Here is a 16,802-nt window from a genome sequence, read left to right on the forward strand (position 1 = left end):
ATGCCTGATTGCTCAGTGACAGCAGCTACTTTTGCTGTGCGGGCAGTTTTTCATGGTTATCTGGCAAGTCTGACGCCGGCTGCCGATAAATTTCATGCTGCAAACAACAAGAATAAACAGGCAGGCTACTCCGCCAATCCAGTATGCGGCGCTGGTACTGTGACTAAGCTGGTGGTACTGGTAGTAAATGGTGGCACAGCTCCAGCCGGTAAAGAATGTCCAGCCGGCTACAAACAGCATCCAGCGTCCGCCGGCTTCGCGGTAAATGGTACCTAGCGCAGCCGCACACGGTGTATATAGCAGGATGAATATGAGATAGGCCATTGCGGCGGCACTACTGCCGAAGGAGGTTTCCAGTTTGGTTACTGTGCGTCCGGTCATGTCCATATCCTGCTGTACGCTGTCAGCACTCTGATTCAGCGCACTAAACCCCAGAGGATCGAGAAAGGAACCGGCCAGTTCGTTTAAGTTGGCTGGTATGGTGTTCAGGGCTTTGATGACACCGGCCTGAAAATTAAAGGTTTCTTCTCCGCCATCCTCTTCCGCTTTCATAGAGTACAGGGAGTTGAGGGTGGCAATGACGGCTTCTTTGGCAAAGATACCGGTAAATATACCTACCGTAGCCGGCCAGTTTTGTTCATTGATACCCATAGGCGTGAATACCGGGGTAATTTTCTGACTGGAAACCGACAGTACAGACTGGCTGCTGTCATTGTGGCCGAATGAGCCGTCGCTACCCAGTGAGTTAAGCAGGCTGAGAATGGTTACCATGAGTACGATGGCCTGTCCGGCACGGAAAATGAATCCTTTCAGACGTGACCATGTCAGGTAAAGCATGCCGCGCAATGTAGGCAAACGATAAGCGGGCATTTCCATAATAAAAGGGGTAATGTCGCCGGGCAGCAGGGTGTGCTTGAGAATAATACCGGTAAGAATGGCAACACCGATACCGAGCAGATAAAGGATAAAAACCACGGTTGAGGCGTTTTCAGGAAAAAACAAAACAGCAAACAGGGTGTAAACCGGCAGTCTGGCACCACAGGACATAAAAGGTATCATGCTGATAGACATGAGACGGTCACGGGCACAGTCCAGTGTGCGGGTACCCATAATGGCAGGTACACCACAGCCGAAGCCGACCAGCATAGGAACAAAGGCTTTGCCCGGCAGGCCAATGGCACGCATGCTGCGATCGACTACCATTGCGGCACGCGCCAGATAGCCGGAATCTTCGAGAAATGACAGGCACAGAAACATGGCTGCAATAACCGGAATGAATGTGGCCACTGTTTGAATACCACTACCGATTCCGTTGGCCAGAATAGCAATCAGCCACTCGGGAGAGCCGAGTTTGGTGAGCAGGGCGGAGAAGCCATCGACAAATATGGTGCCAAAGAGGATGTCGAAGAAATCGATAAATACAGAGCCGAATTTAACCGCTACCATAAACATCAGGTACATGACGAACAGAAAAAACGGGATGCCGGTATAGCGGCCCAGGGTAATACGGTCAATTTTATCGGATAAGGACAGATTTGCTTCACGCGGCTTTTCAATTGCAGAGCGGCTTAGCTTATCGATGGCGTCATAACGGGCGCTGGCAAGGGCAACGTCGATTTCATGGTTACACCAGTCAGACAAGGCATCACGGCATTGTTGCAGGATATGTTTTTCGGTTTCAGTAAGAGAAACGGGGTTCTGTTTAAGTAATAATTCGATCAGCGACCACTGGTCGAGCTGGTGTACGGCACTATCGGCCGGAAGCTGAGCCAGATAGTTGCGGATAATGATGCTTTGTTTGCTACCAAGAGTATCCAGCTCGGGATGGGCAGCTACAGGGGTGGTGATGGCCTGTGCAATTGCCTGTTTAAGTTGCGGTATTCCGGTTTTTCGTGCAGCGGAAATGGCGATAACCGGACAGCCAAGCTGTTTACTCAGTGTGCTGATGCTGATATTTTCCCCTATGTTATGCAGGGCATCGATCATGTTGAGAACGACCAGCATCGGCCGTTTGAGGTCGAGCAGCTGGAAAGTCAGGTACAGACTGCGTTGCAGATTAGTGGCGTCGATAATGTTGATGATCAGGCTGTCTGGTTCATTGAGAACAAACTCACGCGCAATCATTTCATCCTGAGAAGCAGCTATGTCGAGATTTTCTATGGCATAGGTGCCGGGCAGGTCGATGATTTCTACCTGTTGCTGGTTTATCTGGATACTACCGGTTTTGCGTTCTACAGTTACCCCGGGCCAGTTTCCTACCTGCTGGCGTGAACCGGTAAGCGCATTGAAAAGCGTACTTTTGCCGCTATTGGGATTGCCGATTAATGCTATTTTCATTGTGTTGCCTCAACTACGCCGATGGCTTGTGCTTCACTGCGCCGCAGGCATAGGTAAAATCCGCGGGTTTTGATTTCCAGTGGATCGCCTAATGGTGCTGTACGGATTACGGTAACGTAGCTGCCGGGGGTAATGCCCATGGCTAACAGACGCCGGCGGAAAGGCAGAGATTCGGGCAACAGTCGGGTTATAACTGCCGGCTGACCAAACGGTAGTTGATCAAGAGTAAGTATTGGCACTGCGATTGACCTTCAGTAGTAGGTAAGGTGTCTTTGTTATTATTGGGAATCATTTTTATTGTACATGATATTACTTTTGCCTGTTAATTTGCTTGTATGAATGGCTAAGAGAAAATGCTTTGTTTAGTTCTTTTGTGAAGAATGTAGTGAATAAAGTGATTATTTTGCGAATTATAATTAGTTTGTGTATTTTTTAAACGCAGATATGTAATGCTTTTGATTAAAGTATGGCGGGTTTGGTGAAACAGATGTAAAGGCGGGAAAGATTAGTGAATACAGATAATCAGCCCGGCAGGCAGAATAACACTGGCGGGCTGATAAAGAGATTATTTTTCGTTGTTTTTTTCTGGTCGCTGCCATTCTGACAAAGTTGTCTGGCGACTGCGTGACAGTGTCAGTTTGTCTGGCGGGCAGTTTCTGCTCAGAGTACTGCCGGCACCGGTGGTGGCACGGTCACCTATGGTGATAGGCGCAATAAGCATATTGCCGGAACCGATGCGGACATGATTGCCAATGGTAGTATGGTATTTGTTAACTCCGTCATAATTACAGGTGATGGTACCGGCGCCAATGTTGCTGTTTTCGCCAATAGTGGCATCGCCCAGATAGGTAAGATGGTTGGCTTTGCTGCCATAGCCAATGGTGCTGTTTTTAACTTCGACAAAATTACCGATATGTACTGCGTCACCAATCTGTGCCTGCGGACGCAGGCGTGCAAACGGACCAACCCGGGCATCGCTGCCAATATTGCAGTTTTCCAGATGGGAATTGGGGTGAATGATGGTACCGGAGCCGATGGTGGCGTTTTTAATCACACAATTGGCACCAATGGAAACGTTGTCACCAAGATCTACATTCCCTTCCAGAATGACATTAATGTCGATTATTACGTCTTGTCCGTGGGTTAGCTGTCCGCGTAAGTCGAAACGGGCAGGGTCACGCAGGGTTACGCCAGCCTGAAGCAGTGCCGTAGCCTGCTGCTGTTGCAGGATGCGCTCCAGCTGTGCCAGTTGCAGTTTGTTATTAACGCCAGCTGCCAGCCATGATGCACGCACTTGCAGCGGATGAACGGGAATATTGTCCTGCCGGGCCAGTGCAATGACATCAGTCAGGTAGTATTCTTGCTGACTATTGTTATTTTGCAACGCATTGAGCCATTGGGTCAGCTGACAATTGGGCAGTACAAAGATACCGGTATTGGTTTCGCAAATGGCTTTTTCCTCTGCACTGGCATCTTTTTCTTCGACAATGGCGACAACATTGCCATGTTGACGGATGATGCGGCCATAGCCGGCCGGATTGTCGAGAACGTCTGTCAGTAATCCTACGTCTTTACCGGCGGTGCTGAGTAATTCTTCCAGTGTTTGCTGATCGATAAGGGGTACATCGCCATACAGAATCAGAGTGCGTCCGCTGTCGGATAAATATGGCAGAGCCATTCTGACTGCATGGCCGGTACCCAGTTGCTGGTCTTGTTCCACCCAGCATACGTCTGCCTGAATTTGTTCCCGTACCAGCTCTTTGCCGTGACCAATAACGACGGTGATATTGTCCGGATGCAGACTCTGTGCGGTGTTAATAACGCGTTCCAGCATGCTGATACCGCCGATTTCATGCAGAACTTTGGGCAGGCGTGAATACATCCGGGTACCTTTGCCGGCTGCAAGGATGACGATATTTAAGGGTGAATTAGCCATAAATTTGTATATATTAAGATGTGAAAACGGGCTGTCGGTAATCTGGCATGATTCCGGCAGCCCTGTACTGATGTATCTGAATTATTCGGCACTACTGTTTGAATCTGACCAGTGTGTGTGTGCCGGTAATTTTTCGTCTGCATCCCCTACAGTGGGTTTCATCACGTGCGGTTCGGGGCGCATGCTGTTATAGCGCATATTATGTGAGTAGGTGCCATCCTGATAAACCACACGTGTACCCGGTTCATATTTCTGGCGCAGTTTTGTCTGTCCGCTGGCATCCTGATAGGTTTCCCATGTGCAGCCACTGATGGCCAGTAGACCGCAAATTAAACAGATTCCGGCACGCATGGTGTTGTCCTTTGAGGTTAGTCGTTTGTACAGGGATATTGTAGAGAATTTGTGTGCCTGCGTATAGTTGCTTTATAACAGAGACGGGGCAATCTGTAGCAGACTGTGCATATCAGGTACAGCAGCATCGATTCCGGCAGCCGGATGGCTGTGTGTTCCGAACCATACTGTTCGCATGCCCAATGTATGTGCTGTTTTCAGATTGGACAGGCTATCGTCTACCATAATGCATTGCTCAGGGCGGATATGCAGCTGCCGGCACAGGCTGTGGTAAGCATGCGGATGAGGTTTGTAAAGCATTTGTACATTATCAGTACCAAACAGGGCATGGAAATGTGATTCAATTTGCATGGTACTGATCAGTGCCTGTACATAATGGCTGGGACCATTGGAAAAAACGACTTTATAGCCGGGCAAATGAGCCAGAGTATGCTGTATTTGCGGCATAGGCTGCAACAGAGGCATAATTTGTTCCAGCGGGTGACACGCCAGCAGGAATTCCTGAAGATTGATTTCCGGATGGTGTTTTTGCAGTCCGGCCAGTGTAGCGCCATAATCCTGCCAGTACTGCTGACGCAGCCGGGAAGCGGCAATATCGTCGATATTCAGGGTGGTGGCTATATAGGCTGTCATGTGCTGATTGATAATACCGAATATGCCTGCATCAGCCTGATGCAGGGTATTGTCGAGGTCAAATAGCCAGTAATGAGTTGTCATGATTTGTAAGATGGCGTCAGATTTTTACTATAAACGTCTAAAACGGGTATGATTGTATATGAAGAATACCTAATGATTTTAATGGCAGGAGGCCGGAATGAAAGCAGGTAAGTGGTTAATCGGAGTGCTGTGTCTGTTACTCAGTATGGTTGCACAGGCACAGACAGAAGTACGTCTGGCTGTACATGATTCATTTGCTTTACCTAAAAATGTTCTGGCTCAGTTTGAGCATGATAATAATGTGAAACTGACGGTGATTAAAGTCGGTAGCGGAAATGAAATGCTCAACAAGCTGATTTTAACTCGTGCCAGACCGATTGCTGATGCAGTATATGGTCTGGATAACAGCAATATTGCCAAGGCTCAGCAGTTTAAACTGTTTGCTCAGGCGCAGCCGTCCGGTCGTCCGGTTAATGTTTCTCTGCCGCAGGCTCTGGCAGTGGATTACGGCTATATTACGATTAATTATGATATGGCATGGTTTCAGAAACATGGCAAAGCTTTGCCGCGCTCGCTGGAAGAACTGGCCAGCCCGGCTTACCGTGATTTACTCGTTGTGCCCAGCCCGGCCACTTCCAGTGTGGGGCTGGGTTTTCTGCTGGCGAATATTGGCGGCTTAGGAGAGCAGGGCACCTGGCAATGGTGGGCTAAAATGCGCCAGAATGGTGTAAAAGTGACTAAAGGCTGGAGTGAGGCCTATTACACTGAATTTACCTTGAACGGAGGCAGCCGGCCGATGGTGGTAAGCTATGCTTCCAGTCCGATAGCAGAAGTTTATTATGGTAAGGGTAAATACAAAACACCGCCAACTGCCGATTTACGCTTTAAAGGGGCAGTGTTCCGTCATATAGAAGGTGCTGCGGTACTGAATCATGCCAGTCAGCCTGCACTGGCCGCTAAACTGGTGCAATATCTGCAAAGCAATCAGGTACAGAATGCCATTCCGACATCCATGTGGGTTTATCCGGCTGTAAAAGGTGTGTCTTTGCCACCGGTATATGCTCATGTAAAAATTCCGACTACAGTAACGCAGCCAAGTATGGCTGATATGGCAGCTAAGCAGCAAAGCTGGGTTAAACAATGGGTAAAGGTAGTGCAGCGCTGAGTAAATAACCTGTACTGTCGCCATGCGGCTGTTTATTGCGGCCGGAGTAAGAAATAAAAACAGGGCATGGATATGCCCTGTTTGGTTATACAAATACTGAATCTGAGGTAATCGTCTGGTAAATAGAGATGTAAACGGTATTGGGATGAAAGTTGTCAGTTTCGGGCAAAAATTGCTGCCGGTGCTGTTTTCATTACTGCCGCTGTTTTTTTTGCTGGCTGTGGTGCTGTTACCATTGCAGGCAATGCTGCAACAAACGGATGCAGACAGTTTCCGTATGGTGTGGCAGGACGAATATATGCGTCGCTTACTGGGCTGGACAGCTTCACAGGCTGCTATCAGCAGCGTGCTGACGTTGTTGCTGGGTGTACCGGTAGCATGGACGGTTACCCGTTTGCAGTTTAGCGGCCGGAACTGGGTGCTGCGTTTGTTAATGCTGCCGTTTGTAATCCCTACTTTAGTAGCCGGTGTGGGTATTCTGGCATTGTTCGGGGCACAGGGTTTATTGTGGCGCGGCTGGGAAGGTACGCCATGGCTATTGTTATACGGTAATGTATTTTTTAATCTGCCGGTAATGGTACGTGCCGGCTATCAGGGTTTGTGTCAGGTACCGGCAACACGTATGTATGCGGCGCAGACACTGGGTGCCGGAACGTGGCAGCGCTTTGTCAGGATTGAAATTCCGCAGATGCTGCCATGGCTGGCCGGTGGTATGTGTCTGGTGTTTTTGTATTGTTTTTCCGGATTTGGTCTGGCTTTATTGCTTGGCGGTGAGCATTACATTACGCTGGAAGTGCAGATTTATCAGCTGATAGCTTATGAGCTGGATATGGCACAGGCAGGTGTGCTGGTGTTGTGGGTACTGGCCACAACTTTTCTGTCCGGTATTATATATGCGGTTCTGAGCAGATATTCTGCTCAGAAGGCAGTGATACAGATGTTGCCGCCGCAATTGCCGACAACCGGTCAGAAAGCAGGACTGGTACTGGCTTTGCTGCTGTTGCTGGGGTGTTGTGCGCTGCCGCTGCTGGCAGTGTGCTGGCGTGCTTTGCTGGCTGGCAGTTCATGGCTGGTATTACTGGAAAGTACAACGTGGCAGGCAGTACTGAATACTTTGGGCTTTACTTTAATGGCAATCATGCTGGCATTACTGCTGGGTTTTTTGCATGCTGCGCTGGCAAAGCGGCTGATGTGGGTGCGCAGTCTGACATTTTTACCATTTATGGTATCACCGGTGTGTGTGTCATTCGGGCTGTTGTTGTGTTATCCCGGCTGGACAGCATCATTAAGTATGCTGATATGTACGTATGCGCTGCTGGCTTATCCGTTTATTACCAAGGATGTACTGGCCGCATGGGACAGTTTGCCTGACAGTTATACACAGGCTGCGCGTACACTCGGTGCCGGCCGCATGCAAGTATTGCTGTATGTTATTGTGCCCCTGTTACGACCGGCTTTGCAGCGCGGGCTGGCGCTGGCTGCGGCTACCTGTATCGGTGAGTTTGCGGCTACGCTGTTTCTGTCGCGGCCGGAATGGCAGACGCTGACTACATTGATCTATCATTATCTGAGTACCGCCGGACGGGATAATTATGACCGTGCGATGGTGCTGACCTTGCTGCTGATGATGCTGACTATACTGATTTTTGCGTTAGTGGAATGGAGTAAGGACAAAAAGGAAACGCATCTATGCTGAGCTGGCAACAAATTAATAAAAAATTTTCCGATAAAGTTGTTGCCGCGGATTTAAGTCTGGAGGTGGCCGACGGTCAGCTGGTAGCGGTACTGGGAGAAAGCGGCAGCGGTAAATCAACTTTGCTGAATATGGCTGCCGGTCTGGTACAACCTGATAGCGGCAATATTTTTATTAACAAAGAAAATATAACTTTTTTATTGCCGGAACAGCGCCGTATCGGGCTGATGTTTCAGGATTATGCTTTATTGCCACATCTGAATGTGTGGCAAAACGTGGCTTTCGGACTGCGTATGCACGGGGTAAGCAAACCGCAAGCACAACAGCAGGCCATGCAAATGCTTGCCGAGGTGGGGCTGTCTGAAGCATCTGCCCGGCAGGTAGATGTATTATCCGGCGGAGAGCAACAGCGGGTGGCACTGGCCAGAGCACTTGTTCTGCAACCGCAGGCATTGTTGCTGGACGAACCATTTTCAGCGCTGGATACAACGTTGCGTGCTAGTTTGCAGCAATTAACTGTGCGTTTATTGCGTCAGCAAAAATGTTCGGCTGTACTGGTTACTCACAGCCCGCTGGAGGCTTTTGCGCTGGCTGATCGTATTTGTTTGCTCAGGCATGGCCGCTGGGTACAGCAGGGTACCGCTGCACAATTGCTGGCACGACCGGCTGATGCATGGGCTGCGCGTTTACTGGGTTGTGATAATGTCAGCGATGTTTGTTATATTCCGCAAAACGCTCTGCAATATGATCCTGAAAACGGAACACAGGTACAGGTAACAGAAGTATGTTTAACAGCCAGATCATATGATGTACAGTTGCTGCATCCGCAATACGGAATATTACGCTGGTGGCTGCCGCTGCATTATGCTGTGCAGGCAGGAGACTGGCTGCCATTAACGGTACAGCATCAACAAATTGTTTTCTTTCAGTAATACAGTGTCTGTTTGGCGGTAAACTGAATTAGTCGAAGAATGCATGCTCATGCCTACAAAAACGGTGCATAGTGGTATAATTGCGCCGATTTTTTTACCAATTATTGCAAGTACACACGGAGAACCTCATGGCTTTAGTTTCTATGCGCCAACTGCTCGACCATGCTGCAGAAAACAGTTATGGTCTGCCGGCGTTTAATGTCAATAATCTTGAACAAATGCGTGCGATTATGGAAGCGGCCGATGAAGTTAACGCTCCGGTGATTGTGCAGGCCAGTGCCGGTGCACGCAAATATGCCGGTGCCCCGTTTTTGCGACACCTTATTCTGGCTGCCATTGAAGAATTTCCGCATATTCCGGTTGTGATGCATCAGGATCATGGTGCATCACCGGAAGTATGTCAGCGTTCAATTCAGCTGGGCTTTTCATCAGTAATGATGGATGGTTCGTTGCTGAGTGATGCCAAAACACCTTCCACTTATGAATACAATGTAGATGTCACTCGCAAAACTGTCTATATGGCACATGCCTGCGGTGTATCAGTAGAGGGTGAAATCGGCTGTCTGGGTAATCTGGAAACCGGAGATGCCGGTGAGGAAGATGGTGTGGGTGCTGCAGGTAAACTGAGCCATGAACAGATGCTCACCAGTGTGGATGAGGCAGCGCGTTTTGTACAGGATACGGGTGTTGATGCTCTGGCCATTGCTATTGGTACCAGCCATGGCGCCTATAAATTTACCCGTAAGCCGACAGGGGAAGTACTGCGTATCGACCGCATCCGTGAAATTCATGAACGTTTACCTAATACCCATCTGGTTATGCATGGTTCCAGCTCAGTACCGCAGGAATGGTTGCAGGTGATTAACGAATTTGGCGGCAATATTCCGGAAACTTATGGTGTGCCGGTAGAAGAAATTGTCGAAGGTATTAAATACGGTGTACGCAAGGTTAATATTGATACAGATTTGCGTCTGGCCAGCACAGGCGCCATCCGTCGTTTTCTCGCTACACATCCGGCAGAATTTGATCCGCGTAAATACTTTACTGAAACCATTAAAGCCATGAAGCAGGTTTGTATTGATCGTTATGTGGCCTTTGGAGCTGCCGGTCATGCGAGCCAGATTAAACCAATTTCTTTGGAAAAAATGGCAAATCGTTACGCAGCCGGCGAACTGGTACAGATTGTAAAATAAGTATTTTTACATGTAATAATGGACTGTCCGGAAAAGGACAGTCCATTGTTGTTTATATCCTGTTTTTTTAGTTTATCTGCCGGTGTGGCAGGAAAATCGATTCAGACACAGTCTGCTTCACAAAATGGTATGGCAGTCTGAGTAAACCGGCGCTGAAAATACAGTAATCCCTGATTTTCCTGTGAATTAATATTTATGTGCTCAACTGCTACATAAAATACGCTGTGGCTGCCCATATCATGGCTATCGACAATGTGACCGTGCAAATGTGCCAGTGCTCCTACTAACTGAGGCTGGGCGGAGTGGTGATGATTTTGCCAGTCGTTTTGCAGAAAACGTTCGGTTACCGGAACAGATGTTATTCCGGCAAAATGCTCCGCTACATCCTGCTGAGATGAAGCCAGAACGTTAACACATAAACGCCCGTTGGCGCGGAGAACCGGTTGAATACGGGCGTTACGGTTAATGCATAATAATAAGGTAGGAGGTGTATCTGTTACCGATGTGACTGCGGTAAGGGTGATGCCATAACGGCCGGCTGAACCTTCGGTGGTAATAACATGTACTGCTGCGGCAACTTTTGACATCGCTTCACGATATTGTAAAGCTACGGCTGACGGTGGTTGATTCATTTTATTAAGTTTCTGGTTCTTCTTTATCGACAGCAATATTGGTAAATTCTTTCAGCATATTGCCCAGTTGATGTAATTTTTCCTGAGTATAACGCTGTTCCAGTACTTTGTACCGTGCATCTACTGAACGACACAAATCTTCATACAATTTTTCTCCGGCCGGGGTCAGCTTAAGAAAAACCCGTCGCTGATCATTGGATGGTTTAAGACGGACTACATAATCCAGTTTTTCCAGTCTTGTCAGGATACCAGTCAGGCTTGGGCGAAGAATGCATGCCTGTTTAGCTAAATCCTGAAAATCCATGATACCATTTTCTGCCAGTAAACGGGTAATACGCCATTGCTGATCAGTGATACCGATATCATTCAGCATCGGGCGAAAATGAGATAATAATGCTTCACGAGCCTGAATCAAGACAATGTTGAGGGACGAGTATTTAGATGTATTAATCACCTGTTTGCTCCAATCTTTCAGTATATCCGGTTCATATAACTTTTCAATATAAAGCTAAAAAGTTATTTTTTACGAATTTTACATAATATTATTATAAATTTGAATAATTATGTGTAAATAAATTACAAAACAAGTACATTGTATTTAATTAATAGCTTGTTTTAGAATAAAAAATTATTTTTTAGTTGATTATTGCAATATTTTTGAAATTAAAAAAAGAAACCACCAATCCTAATACATAAAAGTGATCGCCGGATTTATCCGGCTGCTACCTGTATCTGTGGTTTGGTGGTTGAGAAGAAATAATTTGTAATTAATTAATTGTATTTTTGTAACTGTAAAGCAATTTTAGACATTCTGTCCTGTAGTTGAGCCAGTTCGGTACGGTCTTTTTCTACCAGATGCGCAGGTGCCTTGTCGGTATAGCCCGGTTTGGCCAGCTTTGCTTCAATTTTATCGATATTTTTCTGTAGTTTTTCTGCTTCTTTTTGCAGTCGTGCCGTTTCAGCAGCTTTATCCACTTCGACTTTCAGCATCAGGCGCGCACCCTGACATACTGCTACCGGTGCATCATCACTTTCTGGCAAATGGGTTACCTGTCTGGCTTCACTCAGACGTGCCATCAGTGGCAGATATGGAAGAATTTCACCCAGATCGGTATTGCTTTCAACCAGTAAAGGCACTTTTACACTCATCGCCAGCCCCATTTCACCACGCAAATTGCGTACTGAATTAACCAGCTCCTGCAAATAATGCATCTGATTTACCGCATTAGCATTATTCAGACTGCTGTCAGCCTGCGGCCATTTGGCCAGCATGATGCTGTCAGTATGTTTTGCGTTAGCCAGTGGTGCAATGGTCTGCCACAGTTCTTCAGTGATAAACGGCATAATCGGATGCAACAGGCGCAGTACTACTTCCAGAACGCGTACCAGTGTGCGCCGTGTTGCGCGCTGCTGTGCTTCATCACCACGTTGCAACTGAGTTTTGGCCAGTTCTACATACCAGTCACAGTATTCATTCCAGATGAATTCATATAAGGTCTGAGCAGCCATATCAAAACGGTAGGTGTCCAGTGCTTCACTTACTGCCGAAATGGTTTGCTGCAAACGGGTCAGCAGCCATTTATCAACAAAGCTGTAACTTAGCGGCAGACTTTCATCCTGCCCGCAATCGTGATTTTCAATATTCATCAGCACAAAACGGCTGGCATTCCACAATTTATTGCAGAAATTACGATAGCCTTCAGCACGTTTGAAATCGAAATTGATACTGCGGCCCAGGCTGGCATAGCTGGCCATAGTGAAGCGCAGAGCATCAGCACCGAATACCGGAATGCCGTCAGGAAATAGTTTTTGTGTCGCTTTAATTACCTGCGGCGCTTTTTCCGGACGGCGCAAACCGGTAGTACGTTTAACCAGCAGGTTTTCCAGATCGATACCGTCAATCAAATCCACCGGGTCAATGACATTGCCTTCAGATTTAGACATCTTCTTACCTTCATGGTCACGCACCATGCCATGAATATATACATCATGAAAAGGTACTTTACCGGTGAAGTGGGTAGTCATCATAATCATGCGTGCTACCCAGAAGAAAATAATTTCATAACCGGTTACCAATACCTGAGAGGGCAGAAATGCCTGCAATTCCGGTGTTTTTTCCGGCCAGCCAAGAGTAGAAAACGGCACCAGAGCTGAAGAAAACCAAGTGTCCAGTACATCTTCGTCACGGGTCAGAACCGCATCTTCACCCGCCTGTGCCTGTGCTTCGGTTTCATTACGCGCTACATAAACGCGGCCGTTCTGGTCGTACCATGCCGGAATCTGGTGACCCCACCACAACTGGCGGGAGATACACCAGTCCTGAATATTGTTCATCCACTGGTTATAAGTATTAACCCAGTTTTCCGGAATAAAGCGTACTTGTCCACTTTCCACTGCATGAATACATTTTTCAGTCAGAGTTTTACCTTTAAACTCTGATTCCGGTTCAGGGTTGGCAACATTATTATCAGCACTGCGGGTCATAGCCACAAACCACTGACTGGTCAGCATTGGTTCGATTACACTGCCGGTACGGTCACCTTTAGGTGTCATCAGTTTGTGTTCTTCCACTTTTACCAGTAAACCCTGAGCTTCAAGGTCTGCGACCATCTGTTTGCGTGCAGCAAAACGATCCAGTCCGGCATATTGTGCCGGTAACGTAATACCAGCCTGAGCCTGACCCTGAAAATCAAATACTTCTGCCTGCTGTAGTATTCTGGCATCCAGACTGAGTACATTAATCAGTGCAGTCTGATGACGTTTACCCACTTCATAGTCATTAAAATCGTGAGCCGGTGTGATTTTAACGCAGCCGGTACCAAAATCTTTATCTACATACTCATCAGCAATCACCGGAATAGTGCGGCCGGATAACGGCAGCACCAACTGTTTTCCGATGAAACCAGCATAACGTTCATCATCGGGATGTACGGCTACGGCTACGTCACCCAGCAAAGTTTCCGGACGGGTAGTGGCAACAATCAGAGCGTTGTCCGGATCATCGGCCAGCGGATAACGGATATGCCACATATGACCGTTTTCTTCGATATTTTCCACTTCCAGATCTGATACAGCTGTACCCAGTACCGGATCCCAGTTTACCAGCCGTTTACCGCGATAAATCAGACCCTGCTCAAACAGGCGTACAAATACTTCGGTAACCACTTCGGCACGTACTTCGTCCATTGTGAAATATTCACGGCTCCAGTCTACAGAGCAGCCGACACGGCGCATCTGTTCGGTAATGGTGCCGCCGGAGAATTTTTTCCAGTCCCAGATTTTGGCAATAAATGCTTCCCGGCCTAAATCATGGCGGGTAATGTTTTCTACCGCCAGCTGGCGTTCCACCACAATCTGCGTAGCAATACCGGCATGGTCAGAGCCGGGAATCCAGCACACATTTTCACCTTTCATGCGGTGATAACGGGTAAGGCCATCCATAATGGTCTGGTTAAATGCATGCCCCATATGCAGGGTGCCAGTTACATTAGGCGGTGGCAGCTGAATAGCGAAAGAAGGTTTGCTTAAATCCAGTGACGGTGCAAAATAGCCGCGTTGTTCCCATTGCTGATATAAACGGGTTTCGATTTCACTCGGAGAATATTGGGTGTTTAACATGGTTACGAATTGGAAAAAAATCAAAAAATAAGATTCTGATTATAACTCATGCGCTGAGGCATGGTTTAAGACGATGCGCTTTTGTCAGAATCCGGATATCAAAGTAAACAGTCTTATTTTCAAAATAGAGGTTGAGTCGAATAAACGATTAATTATTAAGCAAATGTCATAAATGAAAATTATGAGTACAGGCGGATAATTAACTAATAAATATATATTTCTGCTGCTTTACCTGTTTATTATCTGTGTAGGCGGGATAAAACTGTGCAGAATCCCAATCAATTATCCCCCGGTATGCGTAGAATACAGGGGGAAGTAATTAAAAGTGGATTAATTCAGTAGCAGTGATTACTGGCAGACATTAGCGGAAGTAGTCATGCCTGTTGCTGCCATCGAAAGCAGCCGGTTTTCAGACAACACTTCTTAAAAGCTGCGGCCGGAGTTGCATGGACAGGGATCATTGCGCCCCAGCTTTTCATGCAGAACTTTGTCACCATGAACAGTTCTTATCAGTCCGCGTTTAACGTTGGTTTCTGACGGGAAACCTCTGCGGCGTTTGCTGGTTGGCTCAAAAAAAGCCTTTATCATTAAATTTGCGCATTATCGTACTCCTTTTTAAAATAATGTAATTAAACAGCAATCATAAATTGCTCGGAATATTTTACAGTAAAAATATAAGATTATCCATGCCGGATGCTTGTCATAAGCTATCTTCAGGAGATAGCAGAAAATAAAAAAACTGCCTGAATCTGAATTCAGGCAGTGTATTAAAAATACAGGTTATTGCGGCATGATACCTTTCATGCCTTTGGCCAGACGCATCAGTTTACCCATACCGCCTTTGGTAAATGATTTCATCATTTTTTGCGACTGCTCAAATTGTTTGAGCATTTTATTCACTTCCTGTACGGTAACACCGGAACCATTGGCAATGCGGCGTTTACGGCTGGCTTTAATCAGCAGCGGATTGGCACGTTCTTTGGCTGTCATCGAGTTAATGATAGCTTCCACACGACTCATGGCTTTTTCTGCCGTGCCTTCCGGCACCTGTTTGGCCATTTGTCCCATATCGCCTGGCAGCTTAGACATAATGGATTCAATTCCACCCATTTTACGCATCTGCTGAATTTGTGCTTTAAAGTCATTCAGGTCAAAACCTTTGCCTTTATGCAGTTTTTTTGCCATCTGCTGCGCGGTTTTTTCATCAATGCCTTTTTGTACATCTTCAATCAGTGAAAGTACATCCCCCATGCCGAGAATGCGCGAAGCCAGACGATCCGGATAAAACGGTTCCAGCCCGTTGATTTTTTCACCTACACCAATAAATTTAATCGGTTTGCCGGTTACATGACGTACAGACAAAGCGGCACCCCCACGGGCATCGCCATCCATTTTGGTTAATACCACACCTGTCAGAGGCAGCGTATCATTAAAAGCCTGTGCTGTATTTACGGCATCCTGACCCTGCATGGCATCTACTACAAACAGAGTTTCTACCGGATTAATCGCTGCATGTATCTGCCGGATTTCATCCATCATTTTCTGGTCAATAGCTAGCCGGCCGGCAGTATCCACCATCAGTACATCATAAAAATGTTTTTTGGCATGATCCAGAGCATTTAATGCAATGGTCACCGGCTGTTCACCTTCGTGTGACGGGAAAAAATCCACTTCAACCTGTTGTGCCAGCAATTTTAGCTGCTCTATTGCCGCCGGACGGTATACGTCGGCAGAAACCACCAGGATTTTTTTCTTCTGCTCATTTTTCAGCAGTCGGGCCAGTTTGCCTACCGTAGTGGTTTTACCTGCCCCCTGCAAACCTGCCATCAGAATCACGGCCGGTGGAACTGCGGCCAGATTCAGACTGCTGTTTTGTGTGCCCATCAGTTCGGTAAGGGCATCGTTTACCACACCAACAAAAGCTTGCCCGGGTGTGAGACTACCAATGACTTCTTGCCCAACTGCACGTTCTTTTACCGAAGCCATAAACGTTTTTACAACTGGTAGGGCAACGTCTGCTTCGAGTAATGCCATACGTACTTCACGCAGGGCATCTTTGATATTGTCTTCACTCAAACGCGCCTGTCCGCGCAGAGTTTTCGCGATTTTACTAAAGCGATCTGATAGATTGTCTAACATCGAAACCATCTCCGGCTAATTGTAAGCAGCCTGTATATGTTCGGTGAAAATTGCCTGTTGCCAGTCAATTCGCACAATAAATAGGTATGATAAGTAGCAATTTGGTTATAAAATGGCACCCCGTTGCTATACCTGCCTGTATTTTTTAG

General features: G+C 47.1%; 14 protein-coding genes. 4 read left to right on the forward strand and 10 right to left on the reverse strand.

Annotated elements, in window-relative coordinates:
* Positions 1-12 precede the first annotated feature (12 nt).
* The 5 genes from feoB to H3U82_RS09180 all read right to left on the reverse strand — a co-directional run bounded on the left by feoB (position 13) and on the right by H3U82_RS09180 (position 5,341).
* Positions 13-2,337 (reverse strand): Fe(2+) transporter permease subunit FeoB, encoded by a 2,325-nt coding sequence (gene feoB, locus H3U82_RS09160; RefSeq protein ID WP_198210265.1) that lies wholly within the window; start codon positions 2,335-2,337, stop codon positions 13-15.
* Entirely contained in the window at positions 2,334-2,576 is a 243-nt protein-coding gene (locus tag H3U82_RS09165; RefSeq protein WP_198210266.1) for a FeoA family protein, read from the reverse strand. Before H3U82_RS09165 ends, feoB begins: the two co-directional genes overlap by 4 nt.
* Before the next feature lie 326 nt (positions 2,577-2,902).
* Positions 2,903-4,273 (reverse strand): bifunctional UDP-N-acetylglucosamine diphosphorylase/glucosamine-1-phosphate N-acetyltransferase GlmU, encoded by a 1,371-nt coding sequence (gene glmU, locus H3U82_RS09170; RefSeq protein WP_198210267.1) that lies wholly within the window; start codon positions 4,271-4,273, stop codon positions 2,903-2,905.
* A gap of 81 nt (positions 4,274-4,354) precedes the next feature.
* Positions 4,355-4,624, reverse strand: coding sequence for a hypothetical protein (locus H3U82_RS09175; RefSeq protein WP_025331518.1), 270 nt, complete (start codon positions 4,622-4,624; stop codon positions 4,355-4,357).
* A 72-nt stretch (positions 4,625-4,696) separates the two neighbouring features.
* On the reverse strand, positions 4,697-5,341 hold the full coding sequence (locus H3U82_RS09180; protein ID WP_198210268.1) for a pyrimidine 5'-nucleotidase: 645 nt from the start codon (positions 5,339-5,341) through the stop codon (positions 4,697-4,699).
* A 97-nt stretch (positions 5,342-5,438) separates the two neighbouring features.
* Between H3U82_RS09180 and H3U82_RS09185 the strand changes: the two genes are divergently transcribed.
* The 4 genes from H3U82_RS09185 to fba all read left to right on the forward strand — a co-directional run bounded on the left by H3U82_RS09185 (position 5,439) and on the right by fba (position 10,264).
* Complete coding sequence (locus H3U82_RS09185; RefSeq protein WP_198210269.1) at positions 5,439-6,446, forward strand: thiamine ABC transporter substrate binding subunit; 1,008 nt, start codon at positions 5,439-5,441, stop codon at positions 6,444-6,446.
* Between the two features lie 145 nt (positions 6,447-6,591).
* Positions 6,592-8,142, forward strand: coding sequence for an iron ABC transporter permease (locus tag H3U82_RS09190; protein WP_198210270.1), 1,551 nt, complete (start codon positions 6,592-6,594; stop codon positions 8,140-8,142).
* The gene (locus tag H3U82_RS09195; protein ID WP_198210271.1) at positions 8,136-9,071 is read left to right on the forward strand and encodes an ABC transporter ATP-binding protein; all 936 of its coding nucleotides are present in this window, start codon (positions 8,136-8,138) and stop codon (positions 9,069-9,071) included. The genes H3U82_RS09190 and H3U82_RS09195 overlap by 7 nt, the downstream gene beginning before the upstream one ends.
* A gap of 128 nt (positions 9,072-9,199) precedes the next feature.
* A complete protein-coding gene (gene fba / locus H3U82_RS09200) occupies positions 9,200-10,264 on the forward strand; it encodes a class II fructose-bisphosphate aldolase (RefSeq protein WP_025331513.1) in 1,065 nt (354 codons plus the stop codon).
* 101 nt (positions 10,265-10,365) lie between these two features.
* Here the strand turns inward: fba and hpaC are convergent, their stop codons facing one another.
* The 5 genes from hpaC to ffh all read right to left on the reverse strand — a co-directional run bounded on the left by hpaC (position 10,366) and on the right by ffh (position 16,653).
* Positions 10,366-10,896 (reverse strand): 4-hydroxyphenylacetate 3-monooxygenase, reductase component, encoded by a 531-nt coding sequence (gene hpaC / locus H3U82_RS09205; protein WP_025331512.1) that lies wholly within the window; start codon positions 10,894-10,896, stop codon positions 10,366-10,368.
* Between the two features lie 4 nt (positions 10,897-10,900).
* Complete coding sequence (hpaR, locus tag H3U82_RS09210) at positions 10,901-11,350, reverse strand: homoprotocatechuate degradation operon regulator HpaR (protein WP_078474998.1); 450 nt, start codon at positions 11,348-11,350, stop codon at positions 10,901-10,903.
* A gap of 317 nt (positions 11,351-11,667) precedes the next feature.
* Positions 11,668-14,514, reverse strand: coding sequence for a valine--tRNA ligase (locus tag H3U82_RS09215; RefSeq protein WP_198210279.1), 2,847 nt, complete (start codon positions 14,512-14,514; stop codon positions 11,668-11,670).
* A gap of 423 nt (positions 14,515-14,937) precedes the next feature.
* Positions 14,938-15,102 carry an SEC-C metal-binding domain-containing protein gene (locus H3U82_RS09220; RefSeq protein ID WP_078475000.1) on the reverse strand — a complete coding sequence of 55 codons (165 nt, stop codon included), beginning with the start codon at positions 15,100-15,102 and terminating at the stop codon, positions 14,938-14,940.
* 192 nt (positions 15,103-15,294) lie between these two features.
* Positions 15,295-16,653: a signal recognition particle protein gene (gene ffh / locus H3U82_RS09225; RefSeq protein ID WP_078475001.1), complete on the reverse strand. Its 1,359-nt coding sequence runs from the start codon at positions 16,651-16,653 to the stop codon at positions 15,295-15,297.
* Between the last annotated feature and the right edge of the window lie 149 nt (positions 16,654-16,802).

The sequence above is a fragment of the Snodgrassella sp. W8132 genome (assembly GCF_016100865.1).
In the GTDB taxonomy this organism is placed as follows: Bacteria; Pseudomonadota; Gammaproteobacteria; order Burkholderiales; family Neisseriaceae; genus Snodgrassella; species Snodgrassella alvi.